This window comes from Pseudomonas germanica (assembly GCF_019614655.1).
GTDB lineage: Bacteria > Pseudomonadota > Gammaproteobacteria > Pseudomonadales > Pseudomonadaceae > Aquipseudomonas > Aquipseudomonas neuropathica.
In genome coordinates, this window is the sequence record NZ_CP071586.1 from 5,894,130 (window position 1) to 5,917,500 (window position 23,371).

Annotated in this window: 16 protein-coding genes and 2 rRNA genes (1 of these 18 running past the window's edge); 10 read left to right on the forward strand and 8 right to left on the reverse strand. The window is 59.0% G+C overall.

The features are described 5' to 3' along the window. Positions 1-273 precede the first annotated feature (273 nt). The 6 genes from J0G10_RS26090 to J0G10_RS26115 all read left to right on the forward strand — a co-directional run bounded on the left by J0G10_RS26090 (position 274) and on the right by J0G10_RS26115 (position 9,107). Positions 274-1,692 (forward strand): short-chain fatty acid transporter, encoded by a 1,419-nt coding sequence (locus J0G10_RS26090; RefSeq protein ID WP_007912940.1) that lies wholly within the window; start codon positions 274-276, stop codon positions 1,690-1,692. Positions 1,693-1,880: 188 nt separating this feature from the next. Then, positions 1,881-3,578 (forward strand): molecular chaperone HscC, encoded by a 1,698-nt coding sequence (locus J0G10_RS26095; RefSeq protein WP_220556993.1) that lies wholly within the window; start codon positions 1,881-1,883, stop codon positions 3,576-3,578. An 11-nt stretch (positions 3,579-3,589) separates the two neighbouring features. Next, entirely contained in the window at positions 3,590-5,317 is a 1,728-nt protein-coding gene (locus tag J0G10_RS26100; protein ID WP_220556994.1) for a J domain-containing protein, read from the forward strand. A gap of 98 nt (positions 5,318-5,415) precedes the next feature. After that, positions 5,416-7,110, forward strand: coding sequence for an acid phosphatase (acpA, locus tag J0G10_RS26105; RefSeq protein WP_220556995.1), 1,695 nt, complete (start codon positions 5,416-5,418; stop codon positions 7,108-7,110). A 119-nt stretch (positions 7,111-7,229) separates the two neighbouring features. Continuing rightward, on the forward strand, positions 7,230-8,402 hold the full coding sequence (locus tag J0G10_RS26110) for a hypothetical protein (RefSeq protein ID WP_095050588.1): 1,173 nt from the start codon (positions 7,230-7,232) through the stop codon (positions 8,400-8,402). 180 nt (positions 8,403-8,582) lie between these two features. Further along, positions 8,583-9,107: an SET domain-containing protein-lysine N-methyltransferase gene (locus J0G10_RS26115; RefSeq protein ID WP_095125804.1), complete on the forward strand. Its 525-nt coding sequence runs from the start codon at positions 8,583-8,585 to the stop codon at positions 9,105-9,107. Between the two features lie 8 nt (positions 9,108-9,115). Here J0G10_RS26115 and can read toward each other — a convergent pair whose 3' ends face one another. Continuing rightward, a complete protein-coding gene (gene can, locus J0G10_RS26120; protein WP_007912954.1) occupies positions 9,116-9,760 on the reverse strand; it encodes a carbonate dehydratase in 645 nt (214 codons plus the stop codon). Between the two features lie 141 nt (positions 9,761-9,901). Between can and J0G10_RS26125 the strand changes: the two genes are divergently transcribed. Beyond that, a complete protein-coding gene (locus J0G10_RS26125) occupies positions 9,902-10,306 on the forward strand; it encodes a hypothetical protein (protein WP_016983591.1) in 405 nt (134 codons plus the stop codon). Positions 10,307-10,426: 120 nt separating this feature from the next. On the opposite strand, the gene rimI is transcribed toward J0G10_RS26125, so the two are convergent. After that, the gene (gene rimI, locus J0G10_RS26130; RefSeq protein WP_007912963.1) at positions 10,427-10,879 is read right to left on the reverse strand and encodes a ribosomal protein S18-alanine N-acetyltransferase; all 453 of its coding nucleotides are present in this window, start codon (positions 10,877-10,879) and stop codon (positions 10,427-10,429) included. Next, positions 10,872-11,621, reverse strand: coding sequence for an energy transducer TonB (locus J0G10_RS26135; RefSeq protein WP_093441537.1), 750 nt, complete (start codon positions 11,619-11,621; stop codon positions 10,872-10,874). Before J0G10_RS26135 ends, rimI begins: the two co-directional genes overlap by 8 nt. Before the next feature lie 244 nt (positions 11,622-11,865). Here J0G10_RS26135 and mksB point away from each other — a divergent pair, with 244 nt between their 5' ends. The 3 genes from mksB to mksF are packed head-to-tail and all read left to right on the forward strand — an operon-like array spanning position 11,866 to position 16,671. Further along, entirely contained in the window at positions 11,866-13,143 is a 1,278-nt protein-coding gene (gene mksB, locus J0G10_RS26140; protein ID WP_007912967.1) for an Mks condensin complex protein MksB, read from the forward strand. Then, entirely contained in the window at positions 13,133-13,834 is a 702-nt protein-coding gene (gene mksE / locus J0G10_RS26145) for an Mks condensin complex protein MksE (protein WP_007912968.1), read from the forward strand. Before mksB ends, mksE begins: the two co-directional genes overlap by 11 nt. After that, positions 13,831-16,671: an Mks condensin complex protein MksF gene (gene mksF, locus J0G10_RS26150; protein ID WP_095125806.1), complete on the forward strand. Its 2,841-nt coding sequence runs from the start codon at positions 13,831-13,833 to the stop codon at positions 16,669-16,671. Before mksE ends, mksF begins: the two co-directional genes overlap by 4 nt. A gap of 184 nt (positions 16,672-16,855) precedes the next feature. Here mksF and J0G10_RS26155 read toward each other — a convergent pair whose 3' ends face one another. The 5 genes from J0G10_RS26155 to J0G10_RS26175 all read right to left on the reverse strand — a co-directional run. Next, the gene (locus J0G10_RS26155) at positions 16,856-19,159 is read right to left on the reverse strand and encodes a PqiB family protein (protein WP_095125807.1); all 2,304 of its coding nucleotides are present in this window, start codon (positions 19,157-19,159) and stop codon (positions 16,856-16,858) included. After that, positions 19,152-19,775 carry a paraquat-inducible protein A gene (locus tag J0G10_RS26160; protein WP_095050584.1) on the reverse strand — a complete coding sequence of 208 codons (624 nt, stop codon included), beginning with the start codon at positions 19,773-19,775 and terminating at the stop codon, positions 19,152-19,154. Before J0G10_RS26160 ends, J0G10_RS26155 begins: the two co-directional genes overlap by 8 nt. Further along, positions 19,762-20,421 carry a paraquat-inducible protein A gene (locus J0G10_RS26165; protein ID WP_095050583.1) on the reverse strand — a complete coding sequence of 220 codons (660 nt, stop codon included), beginning with the start codon at positions 20,419-20,421 and terminating at the stop codon, positions 19,762-19,764. Before J0G10_RS26165 ends, J0G10_RS26160 begins: the two co-directional genes overlap by 14 nt. A 149-nt stretch (positions 20,422-20,570) precedes the next feature. Beyond that, positions 20,571-20,686 (reverse strand): 5S ribosomal RNA (gene rrf, locus J0G10_RS26170). 150 nt (positions 20,687-20,836) lie between these two features. Next, positions 20,837-23,371, reverse strand: a 23S ribosomal RNA gene (locus J0G10_RS26175) (it continues 359 nt past the right edge of the window).

The following is a 23,371-nucleotide window of genomic DNA, read 5'->3' on the forward strand; positions in this document are numbered from 1 at the left end:
CCATAGTCCCGGTTTTGCAAAAGCTGCTCACAAAGCATTGGCAGTTGAATTACTGTTAATGCCTGTCCAGCGGGCCGACGCCAGCACCGATCAATCGCAGTGAACCTCATGTGGGAGCGAGCCTGCTCGCGAAAGCGTCAGTTCAGGCAACCTCAATGTCGAATGTGCCGACCTCTTCGCGAGCAGGCTCGCTCCCACAGGGATCTCTGTGTTGTGGAGATCGGCGAGCGTTCCCGCGGACCACAATAACCATAAAAATCCGAGGTACTTCCTGTGGCCGTTGATATCGAAGATAGCCGCTCTGCGCGCTTTGCCCTGCGCTGTTCAAGCTTTGCCGAACGCTGGTTTCCCGACTCCTGGGTATTCGCCGCGCTGGCCGTGATCATCGTCGCCCTGGCCACCCTGGCCATGGGCGCGAAACCCACCGATGCGGCGATGGCGTTCGGCGACGGGTTCTGGAGCCTGATCCCGTTCACCATGCAAATGGCCTTCGTGGTAATCGGCGGCTACGTAGTCGCCAGCTCGCCGCCCGCCGTGAAACTGATTGATCGCTTGGCGCGTATCCCGAAAAACGGCCGTTCTGCCGTGGCGTGGGTCGCGTTGATCTCAATGGTCGCGTCGTTGCTCAACTGGGGCCTGTCGCTGGTATTCGGCGGTTTGCTGGTCCGCGCCCTCGCCCGCCGCACCGATCTGAAAATGGATTACCGCGCCGCCGGCGCCGCTGCCTATCTGGGCCTTGGCGCGGTGTGGGCGCTGGGTTTGTCGTCGTCGGCCGCGCAGTTGCAAGCCAACCCCGCCAGCCTGCCGCCGTCGATCCTGTCGATCACCGGGGTGATTCCGTTCACCGAAACGATTTTCCTCTGGCAGTCCGGCGTGATGCTGCTGGCGCTGATCGTGATCTCGATCATCATCGCTTACGCCACCGCCCCCGGGCCGAACTCAGCGCGCGACGCCAAGGCCTGTGGCATCGACCCGGCCTTCAACCTGCCACCGCTGCAACCGCGTACCCGTCCGGGTGAATGGCTGGAACACAGCCCGCTGCTGATCATCGTGCTGGTACTGTTGGCGGCGGGATGGCTGTTCCATGAGTTTTCAACCAAACCGGCGATCACCGCGATTTCCGGGCTGAACACCTATAACTTCCTGTTCATCATGCTCGGCGCCTTGCTGCACTGGCGGCCGCGCAGTTTCCTCGATGCCGTCGCCCGCGCCGTGCCGACCACCACCGGCGTGTTGATCCAGTTCCCGCTGTACGGCTCGATCGCCGCGCTGATGACCACGGTCAAAGGCACGGACGCGCAAACCCTGGCGCACCACATCTCAACGTTCTTCGTCAGCATCGCCTCCCACGACACTTATGCACTGTTGATGGGCGTGTACTCGGCGATTCTCGGTTTCTTCATTCCATCCGGTGGCGGCAAGTGGATTATCGAGGCGCCGTACGTGATGCAGGTCGCCAATGATCTGCAGTACCACCTCGGCTGGGCAGTGCAGATCTACAACGCGGCCGAAGCGCTGCCGAACCTGATTAACCCGTTCTACATGCTGCCGCTGCTCGGCGTACTCGGGCTGAAAGCGCGAGATCTGATCGGATTCTCCTTTGTGCAATTGCTGGTGCACACGCCGCTGGTGCTGCTGTTGCTGTGGGCGTTGGGGACGACGCTGGCGTATACGCCGCCAGTGATGCCTTAACCCAAGCGGGGCGCAGTCATGATGGCCGCGCCCCACACTTTTCTCCTGAAACAGCCCTGTGTCGGGCTGCCTGTCGCAAATAATGGCTCAGAGCCATCATCCTGCTTTACCGCATCGCTCCCTCGGTAATATTCTGCGCGCCCATAAATGTTTCCATTTTTTACCAAGCGCAAAGGGAGTTCGTTGCAATGATCGTAGGGATTGACCTGGGAACCACCAACAGCCTGGTCGCCGTCTGGCGTGGCGATGCCACCGAGTTGGTGCCCAATGCCCTGGGTCAGTTCCTGACACCGAGCGTTGTCGGCCTGGATGATCAGGGCCGGATTCTGGTGGGTCAGGCGGCGCGTGAGCGTCTGCACACGCATCCGCGCCTGACCGCGTCGCTGTTCAAGCGCCACATGGGCAGCGCCACGCAAACGTATCTGGCCGACAAAGCGTTTCGCCCGGAAGAGCTGTCCGCGCTGGTGCTCAAGAGTCTGAAAGAAGACGTTGAACGCGCCTATGGCGAAACCGTCACCGAAGCCGTGATCAGCGTCCCGGCCTACTTCAGCGACGCTCAACGCAAAGCCACGCGCATCGCCGGCGAACTGGCCGGGCTGAAGGTCGAGAAGCTGATCAACGAACCGACCGCCGCTGCCCTCGCCTATGGACTGCACCAGCGCGACAAGGAAACTTCGTTCCTGGTCTTCGACCTCGGTGGCGGCACGTTCGACGTATCGATTCTGGAGCTGTTCGAAGGGGTCATGGAAGTGCGCGCCAGCGCCGGTGACAACTTCCTCGGTGGCGAAGACTTCGACACCGTGCTGCTGGAGCACTTCATCAGCCAGCACCGTTCGGCCGCCGACTTCCCTGAGCGCAGCAGCGTCATCCAGCCGCTGCGTCGCGAGGCCGAACGCGTGCGCAAGGCGCTGGGCCAGGACGACAGCGCCGAATTCCGCTTGCAGCTCGGTGAGCGGCAGTGGACGCAAACCATCACCCAGCAACAGTTGGCAACGCTGTACATGCCGCTGCTCGAACGCCTGCGTGCGCCGATTGAGCGGGCGCTGCGCGATGCGCGCATCCGCGTCAGCGATCTGGACGAAATTCTGTTGGTCGGCGGCACCACGCGCATGCCGCTGGTGCGCAAACTCGCTGCTGGGCTGTTCAGCCGCTTCCCGTCGATCACCCTCGACCCGGATCAGGTCGTGGCACAGGGCGCGGCGATTCAAGCGGCACTCAAGGCTCGCGCTGCAGCGCTGGAAGAAGTGGTGTTGACCGATGTCTGCTCCTACACGCTGGGCATCGAGACCTCCACACAGGTCGGCCGCAACTATGAGAGCGGCCACTACCTGCCGATCATCGAGCGCAACAGCATCGTCCCGGTCAGTCGGGTAAAAACCGTGTACACGCTGCACGACAATCAGGAGCAAGTGATCGTACGGATCTTTCAGGGCGAAAGCCGCCTGGTCAAAGACAACGTGGCACTCGGCGAACTGGACATCAAGGTGCCGAAACGCAAAGCCGGCGAAGTCGCTCTCGATGTGCGTTTCACCTACGACAACAACGGCCTGCTCGAAGCCCAGGTAAAGATTCCCCTGACCGGGCAACAGCATTCGCTGGTCATCGAGAACAACCCGGGCGTGCTCTCGCCCGAGGAGATCCAGCAACGCCTGCAGAACCTGGCACAGCTGAAAATTCATCCGCGCGAGCAGCAGGTCAACACGCTGTTGACTGCACGTCTGGAGCGCCTCTATCAGGAAAGCTTGGGCGATATGCGTGATCTGATGGGCGATTGGGCCAAGCAATTCCAGATCGCGCTCGACTCTCAGGATGAGCGCCAGATCCGTGAAGTGCGCACCGACTTGAGCCGACGCCTGAGCGAACTTGATCGCACTCCGTGGCAATAAGGAGCCTGGCCATGGATTGCTGGTCGGTGCTGCACCTGCACGATGACGCTGAAGCCCGCGACATTAAACGCGCCTATGCGCGTCTACTGAAAACCTTCCGTCCCGATGAGGATGCCGAAGGTTTCCAGCGCTTGCGCGAAGCCTACGAACAAGCGCTGGCGATTGCCCGGTGGCGCCTTGAAAACGCTGAGCCTGCGGACGAAGAAGACGTCGCCGTGGCCACGGCTTCCAGCGCCTTTGCCGCACTGGCACTCGATGCTGCGCTGGCAAACAACCACAGCCACCTGCAAAACACCGCGTGGGATTTTGCCGATCTCGACTTTCCGCCCGTCAACCCGGCAGCCCCCGAGCCTTTTGCGCCGCCGGCGAAGGATGATGTTTTGCCTGTCGAGCCACTGACGGCGGCCACGGACACAGAGGCGTATGCGCTTGAAGCGCAGGCCGCACGGCAACTGCTTGAGGGGCTGTCGCCCGAAAATCTCGACGAGCGTTGGGATCAGGCGCAACAGCAAGGCTGCGCCAAGGCCTTCGAAAGGCTGTTACTGCAGTTGTGTTTTGAACAGGCACAACTGCGCAGCCCGGTGCTGAACTGGGCCGTCGAGCAACTTGGATGGTTGGGGCCGTGGCAGGACGTGTTGATGAATGATCGTCAGCATGAGGTTCTCGCCGAGAATCTGATGGCCGACTATCGAGACAACCTGCAAGCGCTGCTCGAAGGCCAGAGCGAGCGCGAATTCCTCAACGTGCTCAAACGCTACAGCGCCCAACCGTGGTTGCAGGTTTTCGATCGCCGCGAACAATGGCAGCAAACCCTGCTGCACTTGCTCAATGACAGCGAGTGGAGTGTGCCGCTGTTCGACCGCATCGGCCAACTGTTCGGCTGGGATCACAACAAAGGCCTGCACCCGCAACCGAACTGGCTTTGGGACACGTTGATCGAACGCTGCGATCAGGAAAGTTTCTACGACAATCTGCGCGCCAAGGCGGAAAGCGACCGGATGTCGGCGGCCGACGTTCAGGCGGCGCATCTGTTGATCAACCCGCTCAAGCCCCTGCAGCAAAAGAAGGTGACAGACGTCTTTGGGAGGGATGAATGGAAGGCCTGTTACGAACTCTCGAATAAACTCAAATGGCGTTTTCCCGACCTGCTCGCCCGGTTGCCCTACGCCGATGTTTTCTTCTGGCGGCGTTTCCTTCCACGTCCCATCGCCGCCGAAACCTGGGTGCGGTTATGGACCGCGATTGCCTTGGCGCTGTGCCTGTTCTATCTGCCGTCCCCACAAAAAACCGCTATGGACCTCGTCTTCATTCCAATGATATTTGCCTGCGTGCCGGTCTGGTTTTTTCGCATTGCACTGAGTTGGTGGGTGGTGCTCACGGCCCACGTGATCCTGCCGGACCTGTGGCTCACCGAGTGGCTGATTCCACGTAAATGGAACCCATACACGCGGTGGCTGGTGATACGCCACGGGGTTCCGCAGGGGGTCATGCTGCTGCTGTTTTCGCTGCTGCTCGGCCCGCTGGGGGCGCTCACTTACGTTGGCACGATCCTGATCGGGCGGGTAGACAAACGCCGTATCGGTTCGCTCGATCCAGTGCTGAGCAGCCGCCGTCCTTGGCTGACCGCGCTGCACTGGGCGCATTTCAGTCCGCTGCAATTGCTGTTTCTGGTGGTGATGATTGCGATCATGGCGGCCAGCCGACTCGGTTACTCGCTCACTCAATTCATGCCTGGCTAATCCTGCTGCACCCGCAAGACCTGTCACCCAACCGTCACATTGCCTTGCTAGCGTCCGCCCGAAACATACTGAAACAATTAAGCAAAACGGGCTGAACGATGAAAGACGACACAGACGGTACTGACGCACCCGCATCCAATCACCCCACCGACACCAGTCGCCGTCGCTTCCTCGGCGGCGTCGCGGTGCTCGGTGTCGGTGCCACGCTGGCCGGGTGTGGCAGCGCCAGCGATCAACCGGGCAAACCGGCCGAGCGCCCGCTGACGCCCGCTGAGCTGGACAAAGCCCTGCGCGATCAGGTGAAAACCGTGGTGGTGATCTACGCCGAGAACCGCAGTTTCAATAACCTGTTCGGTGATTTCCCCGGTGTCGAAAAGCCGCTAACCGCGCTCAAGCCCGGCGACTATCAACAACGTGATCGCGACGGCTCGCTGCTGCAAACCCTGCCTCCAGTCTGGGGCGGTGTGCTGCAGATCGGCCCGCAAACCCTTGATGGCGTGACTTACCCCAACGCCACGCAGTTTCAGGAAAACCTGCCCAACGCACCGTTCGCCCTCAAAGGACCGACCGGCGAGGACTTGCCGTTCGGTCTGGTGACCCGCGACTTGTGGCACGTGTTCTATCAGAACCAAATGCAGATCAATGGCGGCAAGAACGATGGCTTCGTCGCCTGGGCCGACTCCGGTGGCTTGACCATGGGCCACTACGCCCAGAGCCGCTATTCCCTGCGTCTGTGGGATGTCGCTCAGGAATTCGTGCTGTGCGACAACTTCTTCCAGGGCGCTTTCGGAGGCTCGTTCCTCAACCACCAATACCTGATCAGCGCCACCGCGCCGTTCTATCCTGACGCGGCCAATTCAGTGGCCAAATCGCAGATCGCCGCGCTGCAAAGCGATGATCCGAGCGACCCGCGCCTCAAGCCGCTTGAGCAATCGCCGGCCAGCGCCATGAGTGGCCCGCCGCAGTTCGGCCCGAGCGCACTGACCCCGGACGGCTTCGGCGTCAACACCCTCGCCCCACCCTACTGGCCGACGTGGATTCGCGACCCTGAGCGCCCGGCGTATTCCAAAGCGGATCTGCCCAACGTGATGGTGCCGCAGACCCACGAACACATCGGCGACAAGCTATCGAAAAAGCACATTGACTGGGCATGGTATGCCGGCGCGTGGCAGGCGACGCTGGATCAGTACAAGGATTCCGGCGGCATTCCGAAAATCCCCAACTTCCAGTATCACCATCAGCCGTTCAACTACTTCAAGCAACAAGGCCCGGAGAACCCCGACGAGCGCAATAAACGCCTGCGCGACGCTGGCCTGGGCGATGAGTCGAGCAGCAACAAATTCTTCGCCGATGCCGAAGCGGGCAAGTTGCCGGCGGTGAGCTTCTACAAACCCCAGGGCAACCTGAACATGCACGCCGGTTATGCCGACGTGGCGTCCGGGGATCGGCACATCGTGCGTGCGCTGAAGGTGCTGCGTGAAAGTCCACAGTGGCAAAACATGGTGGTGATCGTCACGGTCGACGAGAACGGCGGCTGGTGGGATCACGTCGCGCCGCCCAAGGGCGACCGTTGGGGGCCGGGCTCACGAGTACCGGCGTTGGTAGTGTCGCCGTTTGCACGCAGGGGCACGGTGGATCATACGGTCTACGACACGGCATCGATCCTGCGGTTGATCACCCGTGTCTTCCAGTTGGAAACGCTCAACGGTCTCAAACAACGCGACGAAGCGATGATTGCCCGGGGTCAGCAACCCATGGGCGATTTGACCAACACCCTGCATTTTCCGGCCTGAAAACCAGCCCTGCGAGTTTGCGCAAAAATCTGCCAATGACGGCTTCTCTGTCAAACGCGGCTGATCCACTATGAGGCGCCCCCGACACGCGGGGAACCCACGCTGAAAAGGATCTGAGCATGTTCAAACTCGCAGGACTCACACTTGCCGCGCTGACGCTGAGTGCGGCCGCCCACGCCGATGTCGATCTGAAACTGGGCAGCACCGAACGCGTTACCCGCCTGTTCGCTTACCCCAACAATTGCAGCGTAATCTGCTTCCGCAACTGGACGCTGGAACAGACCGTCGCCCATTACCTGAGCCAGAGCGTGCAACGCGATGGTTATGCCGATGCCAAGGTGTTGGTAAAAACCGATAACGGCCAGCTCTACGCCGAAATCACCGGCGTGCCAAAGGATTACGACAAACCGCTGTCGGCGCTGCTGGACGCGGGCGATCTGGCCTACACCGGCGCCAGCAAGCTCAATGCCGATGGCAAATGGGCCTACAGCTGGTATCTGTTCCTGCCGCTGGGCATGGCTTTGGAAAACCGTAAAAGTGTCGAGTTGCTGCACTTCCCGCCGGATTACTCGCTGACCCAAGCGCAAGACTATTTGCGTTCGAACACCACCGATCGTTGGGCGACGCTGCTGACTGACAATGGCATTCCTGCCGAGCAGACGCCGGCCTATCAAACCATCATCGATATCGCCCCGATCGCTGCGCCGTCCAATGCTGGCAGTGATCTGGAAGGCGTGTATGACTACTTCAAGGACTACCAGACCACCTTGGTCAAACAGTTCAGCCAGACCGCCAGCGGCACGACGCTGCCGATGGTCGCGTTCGGCGCGCCGGTGCGTAACTGGATCAAGCAGCAATACGGGCCAACCCTGAATGTCTTGGGCCTGGCGACGATCAGCCCGAGCGAAGGCGTGAAAGTGCCGGTGCTGGGTTCCAACCACCCGAGTTATATCTGGTACGCCGCTGACCCGAAAAGCTACACCGGCGACGACGCACAGGCCAAGGCTGATGCTGCAGGTCTGAAAGTCATGGGCCAGGATTTGAGCGCGGCCTGCTGGCAGGCGGGCATGGGCAGTAAACCAGGCAGCGATGCACAGGCCACGCTCAACAGTTGCACACAGACGTGGCAGGTGACGCAGAAGGTCAAAACCTGCGAGTTGTTCTACACCTCGATCCGCAACCTGACCCCGGAACAGGCCGTCGCCAAGTGCGCGACCACCCCGATCAAGGCCCAACTGAAGCAATTGCAGGCACCGCTGCCTGCCACCGCCGTTCCCGCCCCGCATCTTTAATCGCTTGAAGCGCTCCCGTGTCAGCCAATGCTGACGCGGGAAAGCGTCTAACTCTCCTGTCAGATCTGACAGTAGACCAGCTATACCTAATACGACACGATTGGATCCAAACAGAAGTGCTGCAGCACTGACAGGACGTCAACCCCAGGAAGTCGCAAAACCTTTGCGGCAAGGACTGTTATGAATATCCACGCCATGGCGCAATCGGCGCCACGCGATACTGAAGGTATTTACCCCTTCGCCGGTTTGCCGGTGCGACTGGGGTTTCCCGCCAGTGCCGATTTCGAAATCATCCACGATGCGCACGCCAGCCCTATGGGGGTCGCGGCGCGGCGTGAGTTTCTGCAAAGCCATCGGATGTGCCGGGTGTCAGGGCAACTACTGCCCTATCGCTGCCGACAGACCCGACAGATGCTGACGGGCATCCACATTTACGATCCGCGCTTTTGCGGTTTGATCGAACACGCCTGCGACCCCAACGTGTTTCTCGACATGAGCGAGCTGTGGTTGTGGGCGTTGAAAGATATCCACAGGGGGGAGCGGCTGACCATGGACTACGCCGCCACCGAAGACAAACTGCTGCATCAGTTTGCCTGCGGCTGCGGAGCCAAACGCTGTCGAGGGTGGATCACCGGTTACGACGAACCGCCCAGCATCGAGGGCCAGCACTTTTTACAGCGCTGGCGGCACTCGGGTTTGCGCTGAAAGGCCGTTTACAACGCGCCAACCGGACGCAAACGGTATTGCGGCGGCAATTGCTCGAAACCACTGATGGTGGTGTTCAGGCTTTTCCAGCGACCGTCCTTGATGCCGTAGATGCAACCGTGGATCGACAGGCTCTGCCCGCGATGCCAGGCGTTCTGGATGATGCTGGTGTGGGCGACGTTAGCCACTTGCTGGATCACGTTGAGTTCGCACATGCGATCAACCTGCTCTTCTTCGGTCGGTAACTTGGCCAGTTCTTCACGTTTTTCGTAGTACAGATCGCGGATCGAACGCAGCCAGCCGTCGATCAGACCGAACTGACGATCCTGCATCGAGGCGCGTACACCGCCGCAGCCGTAGTGGCCGGTGACGAGAATGTGTTTAACCTTGAGCACATCGACCGCGTACTGGATCACCGACAGGCAATTGAGGTCGGTGTGCAGCACCACGTTGGCAACGTTGCGGTGCACGAACAGATCACCCGGCAGCATGCCGACGATCTCGTTGGCCGGTACACGTGCGTCGGAACAGCCGATCCACAGATATTCCGGCGTTTGCTGGCGCGCCAACTTGGCGAAGAAATCCGGGTCTTCCTTGGTGATCGCGTCAGCCCAACGCTCGTTGTTATCAATCAGGTCTTGTAAGTCATGCATGCTGTAAGGCCTCAAGAAAGATGCGCTGGTATGACAGACGACCACCCGTCGGGGTCACGCCGTCACCGCAAGTGATTTCATTGGAATTCTCGTGTGCCCGGTGAGTCCACCTAAGTAAGGCCCACAGTATGAGGAATTGCCATGACTGATTCACGACGCCCTTACGATGCGGTGCAACCGGAGCCCATCGATGATAACGAAGACCGCATGGGTTCGGTGCATGAGCTGGATTTCGATGAAGACGAACCCAGTGCGAAAATCGGTGATGAGATTCCCGAGCGTGAACGCGAGCAGTTGATGCCGCGTGAACGGGTGCGCGAGGCGGGTATGACCGGGGCTTCAGTCAGTGATCATGAACCCACCGACGATGACCTCAGTCCAGAAACGCTGATTCATGAAGATGGCGCGCGGGATGCCGAAGAGGCCGGGGAAGGCAATCAGGCCGATTGGGATCTGAGCATCGTCGATGAAGATGACATTGGCGGTGGCAATGGGCTGGATGAGGCGGAGCTGGCGCGGCGCGATCCGCTGGATGGCAACCGTTGATCACTTGAGCTGAAACTCGGTCCCTGTAGGAGCTGCCGAAGGCTGCGATCTTTTGATCTTGTTCCGTAACATCAAAAATAAAATCAAAAGATCGCAGCCTTCGGCAGCTCCTACAGGTAATCAGTCAACCAGGGTGCAGGCCATGACCACGGCATCTTCACGCCCACCCACCGCCGGATAATAATCCCGACGCCGGCCAATCTCATTGAAGCCATAACGTTCATACAACTTGAACGCGCCCGTATTGCTGTCACGCACTTCCAGAAAACATTCTCGCGCAGAAGCCGCATACGCCCGCGACATCAGATGCTCAAGCAACGTCAGCCCCAGCCCACGCCCCTGATTTTCCGGTTTGACGGTAATGTTGAGCAGGTGCGCCTCATCGAGAATGATCTGCACCACCCCGTGGCCAACCTGTTGCTCACCTTCGAACATCAGCCATATCTGGTATTTACCCAGGCCGTCGAGAAAAATCCCCCGGGTCCACGGGTGGCTGTACGCGGCGTACTCGATTTTCAGCACGGTTTCCAGATCCGCCTCGGTCATCGGGCGGAACGATACAGCGTCACTCATTCGATTCTTTCCAGCGCGCCATCAGCCGACGCATGGCTTGCCACACAGCGGCCTTGCGCTGTGGCTCTTCCATTAACAATTCCAGACCGGGAATGGCCCAGGCCGAGCCCAGACCTTCGATCTGCAACTCACGATTGAACGCTTCGGCATCCGCTTCACCGGCAAAACGCACCGCCGGAAGGCCGATCAGCCACAGACAGGCGCAGGGTGCGGCTTCCATTTGCACGGAAAGGAAACCCTGAACGAAATCACGCGCCGCCTCCGGGCCTTGATCCATGGTGCCGCGATTGAGCCACGGCCAGCGCACCGGCTCACCGACGATTTGCGGCGCATCCGGCAGACCGGCGGCGCGCAGCATGTCTTTCAGCAGCAAATAGGCGGGATCACGGCTCTGGAACGGTTCGCCTGTGGGTAACTCGACCAGCAGCAGGCATCGCCCGGCGCGCAGTAATTGCAGGGCGAAACGCGGTGGTGGCACCGGTGCCGGTTTGGCGACGACTGGCGTGTCGTCGGCCTCTTCTACCGGTTTGGCACCGGTGCGGGTACTCGCCAACGACGGCCGCGGTACTTCGATTTTCGGCCGTTCGACCGGACGAGCGGCAGCCGTTTGCTCCGGCGCATCGGCTTGCGGCGCGGACACAACCGGCGCTTCTACCTCCGGCTCGGGCATGTCCAGCAGCTCGGGCCGCGACGGTGCGGCGAAGGGCAATTCGGTGCGCGGCAGCCAGTTGACCACCTGCATGGCGTTCAAATAGGCGCGGCGGCGGGACTCGATTAGCAAGGGTCGGCCACTTGTGGATAACTGAAGTGCGCTGATTCTACCGCCCTTCGTTCAAGATCGCCCGTTGTAGATCGATACTCTTTCACGAGGCGCTTTACCCACGCTCTTTATACAAAGAATGCGACAGCCCGTCCCGAGAGTGAATTGCATCCTTCGTGATGCAGTACAATCGCCGCTTTTCATTGCCAACCAGCCGGGCATTCCGATGATCGAACCCAAGCGCGTCTTGCGCGCCCTCGCTGAACACTGGGCACTGCTTGAGCCACTGTGTGAGCACTTCGACCAAGGCACATTGAGCCTCAACGAACTGCGCTCGCAACTGGCAGCCCAACAACTGGACAGCACGCCGCAGGACATCACCAGCCTGCTCGACGTGTGGATTCGCCTCGATATCCTGATTCCGGTGGCGAAAAGCCCGAACCGTTTCGAGCTGAACGCACAGATCCACGATTTCCTCGCTTATCTGCGTCGCGAGCACCGACTGGGCCTGTGCCTGGAAATCGAAGCCTATCTGCGCCACCTCGAACGTCTGGCCGGGTATATCCAGGACGCATTCGAAGTCCGCGATGGCCACGACCTCGCCCGCCAGTTGCGCCTGCTCGACATGCGCGTGCGCGACGTACTGAAGAAGCTCGACAACGACGAACAGGCGCTGGTCGCCGTCGCAGAACGCGCGAAGACCAGCGACCGGCAGATTCCATTGCGTCAGCGTTACGCCGAAGTGTTGGCAACGTGGGACGAATACGTCGAGCCGATGATCGATCTGGTAAACGCCGACGGCGCCTTCGAACAAGGCGTGCGCAAGGTCGAAACTGTATTGCTGAAGATGCTCAGCGAACAGCAACGCCTCGGCCATCTGGTCGACGACGACATGCTGCTGCGCACCCACGCACGCATCCTCGAGATGCAGACCAGCGCCCAACTGACGTTGCGTCACGCCCGCGAACTGCTGCTGCCGCTGCGTGAAGAAGCGCGCCGGCACAACGCCGTGACCCGTGGCGCCGCGTTGGCCCTGGCCGCCATTCGGCGTAAAGGCATCGACGCCGTGCCGCAAGCCGCGATGCCGCTGTTCACCCGCCCGCAAAGCACCTTCCTCGGCAGCGCCAGTCAGGTCGAAGCCTACGTCTATGCGTTGGCGCGTTTCGAGCCAAAACCGGCGCGTTTCCCCAAGGCGCACAAGACCCAGAAGGGCGAAGCCCCACGCGCGCCCCGCACCGTGCGTGAGATGGTCGACCGCTGCGAAGAAGCCTTGCCGATGCCGGATCTGATGACCTGGCTGCTCGAGCAGGAACCGGACGGCGCCACCGACGAATTGCTCTACTGGTTCTCGCGCCTGTCGCGGGAAAAGCGCTTCAAGCGTGAGCGTCTGGAACGCCGCGAATACCACACTCACGAGCACCAGGTCAGCCTGCGCTCCTTCGCCCTGCTCTCGGCCAGCGACAGCGCCGCCGAGAATTCTGCGAGCATCCCCAATGCATCTTGATCTTTCCGAACTGTCGCAACTCGCACCGATCTTCCGCGAGCTGTTCAAGGGTTACCACGTCAGCCGCCGCGACCCGGAGCTGTACGCGCAACTGTCGAACTTCCAGGATCAGTACCGCACGCTGTTCAAGGCGCTGGGCTTTGAACTGGTCTGCGATACCCGTGGTTTCTACTACTTTGTGCCGGACATGGCCGCAGCAGCGGTGAACAAGACCGCCCAGCGTCTGGCGCTGTTCACCTTCATCCTCGTCGAGCACCTGGCCGATCAGGGCCGCGACCCGATTGCCGTGCTCGATGGCGGCAGCCTCGGCCGCGAAGAGTTGCCATCGCTGCTGGAGAAATACCGCGACCTGTTCATTCAGGCCGAAGTGCAGACCGTTGAAGAGCTCGAAGAAAAGATCATGCGCCGCATGACTCAACTCGGCTTTGCCAGCGAAGAAAACGGCGTGTACCGCTTCCTGCCGCCGATGCACCGCTTCCTCGACGTGTGCCTGTCGGTGCAGCAGGACCGCGATCTGGCGGCCAGCGTGCACAGCGTTCTGCCGTTGCCGGCGCCAGTGCTGATTGATGAAGCGGCGGAAGCCAAATTCCTCGAAACCGACGACCCGCTCGATCTCTCCGAATTTGAGGAAGAGAGCGAAGAAGATGCATTGGCCCGCGCCATTGCCGAAGAACAGGAGTCCGACGCATGAGCCAGGAACGCTACGGCATCCGCCGCTTTGCCCTTTTGAACACCGCCGGTTACAGCCTCGGCCTGTTCCCGCTGGAAGAACCGCTGTCGGTTTACGGCGCGAACAACCTCGGTAAATCGGCGTCGATCAACGCCTTGCAGTTCCCGATTCTGGCGCGCATGTCGGACATGAGTTTCGGCAAATACAGCCTGGAACAATCGCGGCGCTTCTACTTCGCTTCCGACACCAGCTACATCCTTGTCGAAGTGAACCTGCCCCACGGCCCGCACGTGATCGGCGTGGTCGGTCGCGGCCCGGGCGGTGGTTTCGGTCACCAGTTCTTTGCCTATGCCGGCAAACTCGATCTGGCGCATTACCAGAAGAACGACACCTGCCTGCGCCAGAAAGAGCTGTTCAGCAACCTTGAGAAAGAAGGCCTGAAAGCCTACGAACTCAAGCCGGACGAACTGCGTCGTTTGCTGGTTGGCGGTCACACGTCGATCCCGCTCGACCTGACGCTGATCCCGCTGCGCTCCACCAGCGAGCAGAGCCTGAAGACCTTCCGTGCGCTGTTTATCAACCTGCTGCACATGCGCGAAATCACCGCAGCCAAGCTCAAGCAGTTGTTCCTCGATGCCTTCGAACACAGCCTGCGTTCCGGTAGCGTCGATTACATCGCCGCGTGTGAAGAAGCCTTCCGCGATGTGCGGCGCATGGAACAGGACTACAACTCGCTGGTCGCGGCCGGCCCGCTGGTTGAGGCCTTGGCCAACGGCGTGAAACAGCGCGACATACTGCGCGGCAAACTGCATCGCCTGTCGCCGCTGCTCGACTCGTTGCTCGGCACCTGGTCGGACTACGCCAGTGCGCGCAAAGAAGAGCTGACCATCCAGGCCGATCACTATCGTGGCGAGCAGGACAGTCTGCAAAACGATCAGCGCGGCGGCACTCAGGAACTGATGCGTCTGGAGCGGGAGATTTCCGGCATCCAGCGCTGGCTCGGCGAATTGTCGGTACTGAAGAATCGCTTCGCCCTGGTCGATGACGTCAAAGTGCTCGAGCAACAATTGCTCGCGGCCAAGGATGCGCACGACGAACTGGCCGGTGCCTTGGCGCAATCCCGTCAGTTCAGCGCTGAAGATCTGGAAGAGCGCGTGCGCGATCTGGAAAAACGCCTGAAGTCGGTGAAACAGCAACTCGATCACGCCGACAACAACAGCTACGCCCGCCTGCGCGAAGAGTTCTCGCAGCAGGACGTCGAGCGTTTGATGCGCCTGTTCAACAGCGCGCTGTTCAGTCTGCCGCTGGGCGAACACGGCATTACCCTCGACGAAGATGGCGAGTGGGTCAAATCCGTTGAGCTGATTCTCGATGGCTTCAAAGGCGAGCGTTTTGAAGTGCCTGGCCTGTCGATCGACATCTCGCACATCGAGCCGCCGGCGCTGCAAGCCTTGGCTGACCGTGCCGCGCTGCGCGATCAGAAAGAGCGTCTGGAAAAAGAGCTCAAGCAACTCAAGACTCAACAGGCTGTAGCCGCCGACCGCGCCGCGAGCAAAACCCAGACCGAAGCGCTGTACCAGCAAGTGCTGGACGCGCAGAAGGCGCTGGAAGATTTCCGCCGCACCCAGACTCTGAGTGCCGAGGAAGGCGACAAGCTCGAGCAACTGGCGCAGATGGAAGGCGCCCAGGACGAACTCAAGCGCTCCAGCGACGCGTTCACCGAGCGCGTCCAGCAACTGTCGGCCAAGCTGCAACTGGTCGGCCGGCAGATCGCCGACATGGAAGCCAAGCAACGCACCCTCGACGACGCGCTGCGCCGTCGTCAGCTGCTGCCGGCGGATCTGCCGTTCGGTACGCCGTTCATGGATCCGGTCGACGATTCGATGGACAACCTATTGCCACTGCTCAACGACTATCAGGACAGCTGGCAAGGCTTGCTTCGCGCCGATGGCCAGATCGAAGCGCTGTATGCGCAAGTACGTCTGAAAGGCGTGGCCAAGTTCGACAGCGAAGACGACATGGAGCGCCGCCTGTCGCTGCTGATCAACGCTTACGCGCACCGTACCGATGAGGCGCTGACCCTGGGCAAGGCCCGTCGCGCGGCGGTCACCGACATCGCCCGGACCCTGCGCAACATTCGCAGCGACTACGACAGCCTCGAGCATCAACTGGCGCTGTTCAACCGCGAGATCAACAAGCGTCAGGTCTCCAACCTGCAGAGCTTCCGCATCGTCCTCGCGCCGAACAAGGAAGCGCTCAAGCACATCGACCAGATCATCCACAGCGCCGGTCAGTACGAAGAAGGCGAAACCCTGTCGGTGTTCGATCTCAGCCAGAGCGCCGAGCAGGACAACAAGAACGAAGAAGCCAAGGAATACCTGGCGCGGCTGGTGGCGGCAAACCACAACCAACTCGGCCTCAAGGACTTGTTCGAACTGGCCTTCGAGATCACCAAGGTCAACGGCCAGCCAGTGATCCACACCGACATCGATGGCGCGGCGTCCAACGGTACGACCATGACCATCAAGGCGCTGACCAACATGTATTTGTTGCTGCACTTGATGGACCGCGATCAGGCCGGTCGCGTACGTCTGCCGTATTACCTCGATGAGGCGGCGGACATCGACGAGAAGAACCAGGCCGCACTGCTGGAAACCAGTCTGCAACTGGGTTTCGTGCCGATTCTGGCGAGTGTGAAGCCGCAGGTCTGCGCCAGTGTCGCGATCGACCTGGAAGGCGGCAGCGGCCCGGCGGGCATTTACATCGATGAGGCGGACTGGAAGTACATCCGTCGCCATGATGTGGTCAAGGCAACGCTGAATGTTGAAGCGGATGAACCGGAGCTGGATGCGGTTTGATCGGCATTAACTGAAGGCAATAAAAAGGGCCGCGATCTGTTTGGATCGCGGCCCTTTTTTATGGCTTGGGGTTTGTGCTGATTTTGCGTGCCCTATCGCGAGTAGGCTCACTCCTACAGTTGGAATGCGTTCCCCTGTAGGCCGTGAGCCTGCTCGCGATGGCGCCACTTCAGACACCATAGAATCACTTACCGAGGGAAATCTTCGGCGCCCACGTCAGCCACTCATCCTCAAACTTGTCGAACAACGGGAACGTCTGCTCAGCCCGCGCCGGGTTGCCCATGCGCTCACCGTCCGGCGTGGCGAAGGCAATCCCACCCTGAATCGCTGTCTCCAGCGACTCGGTGCGCACCGTCAGGCCATTGAACAAACCGATATCAAACCCGACACCGCTAGTGTTCCAGAACCGGCTCCCGCTGCGCACCAACGGTGCGTATTTCGGCTCGATCAGAATGTGCACCAACACTCGATCAGCGGTCTGGCCCAGTTCATAACCGGTGACTTTGCCCACGGTAATTTCACGGTAAGTCACTGGCACACCCGGTTTCAGCGAACCACGACGGGCCGCGCTCAAGACCAGACTCAGACCCGCCTCTTGCTTGGTCACTTCCGGCGCATTGGCTAGGGCCACGAAGTTCTTCTGCGGCCCCAGACTCTTCGCCGCCGGTTGCACTTCTATGTATTTTCCGGTCACCAGGGTTTCCAGATTTTCTGTCTTGATCAGGCCCAGCTCAGGTTTGACCACCCAGAATTGGCTGCCGACCCGGGCGATCTTCTCCGGCACTTCGGTAATCCGCGCCGTGAGGATCACCGATTGCAGATCATCGGTCAGATCGACACTTTCGATTTTGCCGACATCCAGTCCCTTGAAGCGCACCGGGGTGCCACTGCGCAGACCATCAGCGCGATCGACTTTGATCGTCACCACCGCGCCTTTCTGATTCGCCTCATCATGGTTGGCGAACAGGCGGAAACGTGGAATACGCTTCTGCAACGGCGCCTTGGCCTGCGGTGTTTCAAAAGCGATGCCACCGGCCATCAGGGTCTGCAGCGATTCGCTCTTCACTTGAATGCCGCCGGTCAGTCCGCCGGTCAGCGTGATGCCGCTGACATTCCAGAAGCGCGTCGAAGCATTGACCAGGTTTTCGTATTCCTTTTCGATGTGAACACCGATGACCAGTTGCTTGCGGGTCTTGGAGAACTGGTAGCTCTGCACCGAACCGACCTTGACCTGCTTGTACAAAATCGGACTGCCAACATCGATGGAGCCAAGGACATCGGTGAACAACACCAGGTGCAGCCCCGGCGAACGCAGATCCAGCGGCGGCGCCTTCGGCCGAGCCTCGAACTCGCGTTTCGGCGCAGCGCCCTTGTCACCCGGGCGCACGGCGATGTAGTTACCTTTCACCAGCGCTTCCAGCCCGGTGATACCGGCCAGAGAAATCGACGGTTTGACCACCCAGAACTGGGTGCCGTCGACCAGATAGTCTTCGGCCAACGGATCAAGAGTCAGCTCGGCAGTGGCGCTGTTCAGATCGGGGTCGACCTTCAATGCTTTCAGGTTGCCGACCTGAATGCCTTTGTACATCACCGGCGTGCGGCCAGCCTGCAGGCCTTCGAAGTCGCTGAGTTTGACCTTCACCCGGATCCCGGCCGCAGCAGCATCGAAATCTTCGTAGAGACGGAACGGCAGGCTTGGATCGGTCGGCGGGCTGTCCTTGCGGTTCTCCGGCGTAGCGAAGGCGATGCCGCCGGCGACGATGCTGGCCAGCGATTCGCTGCGCACTTTCACCCCGGACAGGTTGGCGTCGATGCTGATGCCGCTGGCGTTCCAGAAACGCGTGTGTTTGCGCACCAGTTTGGCGTAGGTCGGCTCAATGAAGACTTTCAGCTCAACGGTGCTTTGATCTTCCGAAAGCACGTAGCTTTTGATCTGGCCAACCTTGATCTGTTTGTAGAACACCGGGCTGCCACGATTCAGCGAACCGAGACGATCCGCCTTGATGGTCAGATGCAGGCCGGGTTTGGCATCCGACAGCGGCGGCTCTTCGGCAAGCGCCTTGAACTTGCGCGTCGGTTCCCCTTCGCCGGGGCTGATGGCCACGTAGTTACCCGAGACCAGGGTTTCCAGACCGGTGATGCCGGCCAGCGTCACGCTCGGTTTGACCAGCCAGAAACGCGTGCTGGTCTTGAGGTATTGCTCGACGTCTTTGTTCATCTCGACGGTGGCGATCACGCCTTTGGAGTTGCCTTCGTCGTCGAGCTTGAGCGCCTTGACCTTACCGACCGGCATGCCTTTGTACATGACCTCGGTCTTGTTGGCCTGAATACCTTCGCCACTCTCGAAGCGGATCTGAATTTCGATCCCGGTCTCGGAATAGGCACGCCAGCCAAGCCAGCCGCCGATGATCAACGCGATCAGAGGCAGTACCCAAATGGCAGACCAGTTCGAGGCCGGTCGGGTTTTCGCTACGGGCAAATCAGTCATGGTCGTCGTCCGACTCCGTGTTATCCCAAATCAGTCGGGGATCGAAAGTTACTGCGGCGAGCATCGTCAGAATCACCACACTGGCGAAGGCGATGGCGCCAAGATTGGCTTCGACACTGGCAAGCCGGCCGAAGTTGACGACCGCCACGAGAATGGCGATCACAAAAATATCGAGCATCGACCAGCGGCCAATAAACTCGATAAAACGGTACATCCAGATGCGCTGACGGGCGGACAGCGGCTGACGTCGTTGCACCGAAAACAGCAGCAGCGCGATGCCCACCAGTTTGAAGGTCGGCACCAGAATACTGGCGATAAACACCACCGCAGCAATCGGAATCATGCCGTGCTGCACCAACTGGATCACGCCGGACATGATAGTGCTCGGATCACCCTGCCCCAAAGAACTGACAGTCATGATCGGCAAGACATTGGCCGGTATATAGATGATCGCTGCCGTGATCAGCAGTGCCCAGGTGCGGGTGAGGCTGTTTGGCCTGCGAGCGTGGACCAATGCACCACAGCGGGTGCAGGTTTGCTCGTCGGTGTCCGCTTCCTGCCTGTTCAACTCATGACATTCGGTACAGACCAGAATGCCCGCATCAATCGCCCGCATGAGCATCTTCCCCTGATAGCGCCTGCCAGATCTGATGCGGTGACATCACCACCTCCAGCCATACCTGCACTAATAACAAGCTAATGAAACACGCTAGGCCGAGACCGACGGTGATGGCCGCCATGTCCGCCAGTTTGACGATCGCCACCAGTACGCCCATGAGGTAGACCTCGAGCATTCCCCAGTCTTTGAGGTGGTGATAAATACGGTAAAGCAACAAACCGTAACTGCGACCGACATCGAAGCGGATCGTTAGCAAGACGAATAACTGGCACAGCAACTTCAACAGCGGAATGGCCATGCTGCACAGGAATACGACGATCGAAACACCCTGCATGTCCGTGTTGAACAAGCCGAGCACGCCGCTCCAGACCGTATCCTGCGAAGACTGTCCGAGGATATTGAGTTGCATGATGGGTAAAAAGTTTGCCGGGATGTACAGCAGCAATGCTGCAATCACCAAGGCAAGGCTGCGCTGCACCACGTTATGGCGGTGGGCATACAACTCGTAACCGCAGCGTGGGCAGAGGGCTTTTTCGCCATGGGCAAGTTGTGGCTTGCGCATCAGCAGGTCGCACTCGTGACAGGCCACCAAGTCTTCCAGCGGTAAATCTGACAGCCCGGGGGCGTCAACCGACTCTGACATAAAGGCTCTGGCTCCGAATAAGGTGGGGCTATTCTAGTGTTCTGATTCGAAAATAACTGTGCAAATTTGTTCGTTGTCGCGAGTAAAAAACTTTCCCGCGGGCAAAACAAAACCCCAACTGCTTTCGCAATTGGGGTTTCGGAATTTAATCTTGACGATGACCTACTCTCACATGGGGAAACCCCACACTACCATCGGCGATGCATCGTTTCACTGCTGAGTTCGGGATGGGATCAGGTGGTTCCAACGCTCTATGGTCGTCAAGAAATTCGGGTACTGAGTCGTGGCCAAATGGCCTCGCTTCAGCAAATTGGGTATGTGATAGCTTTCGGTGTTTGTGAACATCGAACTTTCGGTTCGTTTCGTCTTCACACACCGCAATCTGGTCTTTCGACGCAAATTGCTTGGGTGTTATATGGTCAAGCCTCACGGGCAATTAGTATTGGTTAGCTCAACGCCTCACAGCGCTTACACACCCAACCTATCAACGTCGTAGTCTTCGACGGCCCTTCAGGGAACTCAAGGTTCCAGTGAGATCTCATCTTGAGGCAAGTTTCCCGCTTAGATGCTTTCAGCGGTTATCTTTCCCGAACATAGCTACCCGGCAATGCCACTGGCGTGACAACCGGAACACCAGAGGTTCGTCCACTCCGGTCCTCTCGTACTAGGAGCAGCCCCTCTCAAATCTCAAACGTCCACGGCAGATAGGGACCGAACTGTCTCACGACGTTCTAAACCCAGCTCGCGTACCACTTTAAATGGCGAACAGCCATACCCTTGGGACCGGCTTCAGCCCCAGGATGTGATGAGCCGACATCGAGGTGCCAAACACCGCCGTCGATATGAACTCTTGGGCGGTATCAGCCTGTTATCCCCGGAGTACCTTTTATCCGTTGAGCGATGGCCCTTCCATACAGAACCACCGGATCACTAAGACCTACTTTCGTACCTGCTCGACGTGTCTGTCTCGCAGTCAAGCGCGCTTTTGCCTTTATACTCTACGACCGATTTCCGACCGGTCTGAGCGCACCTTCGTACTCCTCCGTTACTCTTTAGGAGGAGACCGCCCCAGTCAAACTACCCACCATACACTGTCCTCGATCCGGATAACGGACCTGAGTTAGAACCTCAAAGTTGCCAGGGTGGTATTTCAAGGATGGCTCCACGCGAACTGGCGTCCACGCTTCAAAGCCTCCCACCTATCCTACACAAGCAAATTCAAAGTCCAGTGCAAAGCTATAGTAAAGGTTCACGGGGTCTTTCCGTCTAGCCGCGGATACACTGCATCTTCACAGCGATTTCAATTTCACTGAGTCTCGGGTGGAGACAGCGCCGCCATCGTTACGCCATTCGTGCAGGTCGGAACTTACCCGACAAGGAATTTCGCTACCTTAGGACCGTTATAGTTACGGCCGCCGTTTACCGGGGCTTCGATCAAGAGCTTCGCGTTAGCTAACCCCATCAATTAACCTTCCGGCACCGGGCAGGCGTCACACCCTATACGTCCACTTTCGTGTTTGCAGAGTGCTGTGTTTTTAATAAACAGTCGCAGCGGCCTGGTATCTTCGACCGGCATGAGCTTACGGAGCAAGTCCTTCACCCTCACCGGCGCACCTTCTCCCGAAGTTACGGTGCCATTTTGCCTAGTTCCTTCACCCGAGTTCTCTCAAGCGCCTTGGTATTCTCTACCCAACCACCTGTGTCGGTTTGGGGTACGGTTCCTGGTTACCTGAAGCTTAGAAGCTTTTCTTGGAAGCATGGCATCAACCACTTCGTGTTCTAAAAGAACACTCGTCATCAGCTCTCGGCCTTAAGATCCCGGATTTACCTAAGATCTCAGCCTACCACCTTAAACTTGGACAACCAACGCCAAGCTGGCCTAGCCTTCTCCGTCCCTCCATCGCAATAACCAGAAGTACAGGAATATTAACCTGTTTTCCATCGACTACGCTTTTCAGCCTCGCCTTAGGGACCGACTAACCCTGCGTCGATTAACGTTGCGCAGGAAACCTTGGTCTTTCGGCGTGGGTGTTTTTCACACCCATTGTCGTTACTCATGTCAGCATTCGCACTTCTGATACCTCCAGCAAGCTTCTCAACTCACCTTCACAGGCTTACAGAACGCTCCTCTACCGCATCATCCGAAGATGATACCCGTAGCTTCGGTGTATGGTTTGAGCCCCGTTACATCTTCCGCGCAGGCCGACTCGACTAGTGAGCTATTACGCTTTCTTTAAAGGGTGGCTGCTTCTAAGCCAACCTCCTAGCTGTCTAAGCCTTCCCACATCGTTTCCCACTTAACCATAACTTTGGGACCTTAGCTGACGGTCTGGGTTGTTTCCCTTTTCACGACGGACGTTAGCACCCGCCGTGTGTCTCCCATGCTCGGCACTTGTAGGTATTCGGAGTTTGCATCGGTTTGGTAAGTCGGGATGACCCCCTAGCCGAAACAGTGCTCTACCCCCTACAGTGATACATGAGGCGCTACCTAAATAGCTTTCGAGGAGAACCAGCTATCTCCGAGCTTGATTAGCCTTTCACTCCGATCCACAGGTCATCCGCTAACTTTTCAACGGTAGTCGGTTCGGTCCTCCAGTTAGTGTTACCCAACCTTCAACCTGCCCATGGATAGATCGCCCGGTTTCGGGTCTATTCCCAGCGACTAGACGCCCTATTAAGACTCGCTTTCGCTACGCCTCCCCTATTCGGTTAAGCTCGCCACTGAAAATAAGTCGCTGACCCATTATACAAAAGGTACGCAGTCACAGAACAAAGTCTGCTCCCACTGCTTGTACGCATACGGTTTCAGGATCTATTTCACTCCCCTCTCCGGGGTTCTTTTCGCCTTTCCCTCACGGTACTAGTTCACTATCGGTCAGTCAGTAGTATTTAGCCTTGGAGGATGGTCCCCCCATATTCAGACAAAGTTTCTCGTGCTCCGTCCTACTCG

Excerpts from the sequence above, each read along its gene's own strand:
- J0G10_RS26095 (WP_220556993.1), top strand. The coding sequence starts at position 1,881 with ATGATCGTAGGGATTGACCTGGGAACCACCAACAGCCTGGTCGCCGTC.
- J0G10_RS26100 (WP_220556994.1), top strand. The coding sequence starts at position 3,590 with ATGGATTGCTGGTCGGTGCTGCACCTGCACGATGACGCTGAAGCCCGC.
- acpA (WP_220556995.1), top strand. The coding sequence starts at position 5,416 with ATGAAAGACGACACAGACGGTACTGACGCACCCGCATCCAATCACCCC.
- J0G10_RS26110 (WP_095050588.1), top strand. The coding sequence starts at position 7,230 with ATGTTCAAACTCGCAGGACTCACACTTGCCGCGCTGACGCTGAGTGCG.
- J0G10_RS26115 (WP_095125804.1), top strand. The coding sequence starts at position 8,583 with ATGAATATCCACGCCATGGCGCAATCGGCGCCACGCGATACTGAAGGT.
- can (WP_007912954.1), bottom strand. The coding sequence starts at position 9,760 with ATGCATGACTTACAAGACCTGATTGATAACAACGAGCGTTGGGCTGAC.
- J0G10_RS26125 (WP_016983591.1), top strand. The coding sequence starts at position 9,902 with ATGACTGATTCACGACGCCCTTACGATGCGGTGCAACCGGAGCCCATC.
- rimI (WP_007912963.1), bottom strand. The coding sequence starts at position 10,879 with ATGAGTGACGCTGTATCGTTCCGCCCGATGACCGAGGCGGATCTGGAA.
- J0G10_RS26135 (WP_093441537.1), bottom strand. The coding sequence starts at position 11,621 with ATGCAGGTGGTCAACTGGCTGCCGCGCACCGAATTGCCCTTCGCCGCA.
- mksB (WP_007912967.1), top strand. The coding sequence starts at position 11,866 with ATGATCGAACCCAAGCGCGTCTTGCGCGCCCTCGCTGAACACTGGGCA.
- mksE (WP_007912968.1), top strand. The coding sequence starts at position 13,133 with ATGCATCTTGATCTTTCCGAACTGTCGCAACTCGCACCGATCTTCCGC.
- mksF (WP_095125806.1), top strand. The coding sequence starts at position 13,831 with ATGAGCCAGGAACGCTACGGCATCCGCCGCTTTGCCCTTTTGAACACC.
- J0G10_RS26155 (WP_095125807.1), bottom strand. The coding sequence starts at position 19,159 with ATGACTGATTTGCCCGTAGCGAAAACCCGACCGGCCTCGAACTGGTCT.
- J0G10_RS26160 (WP_095050584.1), bottom strand. The coding sequence starts at position 19,775 with ATGCGGGCGATTGATGCGGGCATTCTGGTCTGTACCGAATGTCATGAG.
- J0G10_RS26165 (WP_095050583.1), bottom strand. The coding sequence starts at position 20,421 with ATGTCAGAGTCGGTTGACGCCCCCGGGCTGTCAGATTTACCGCTGGAA.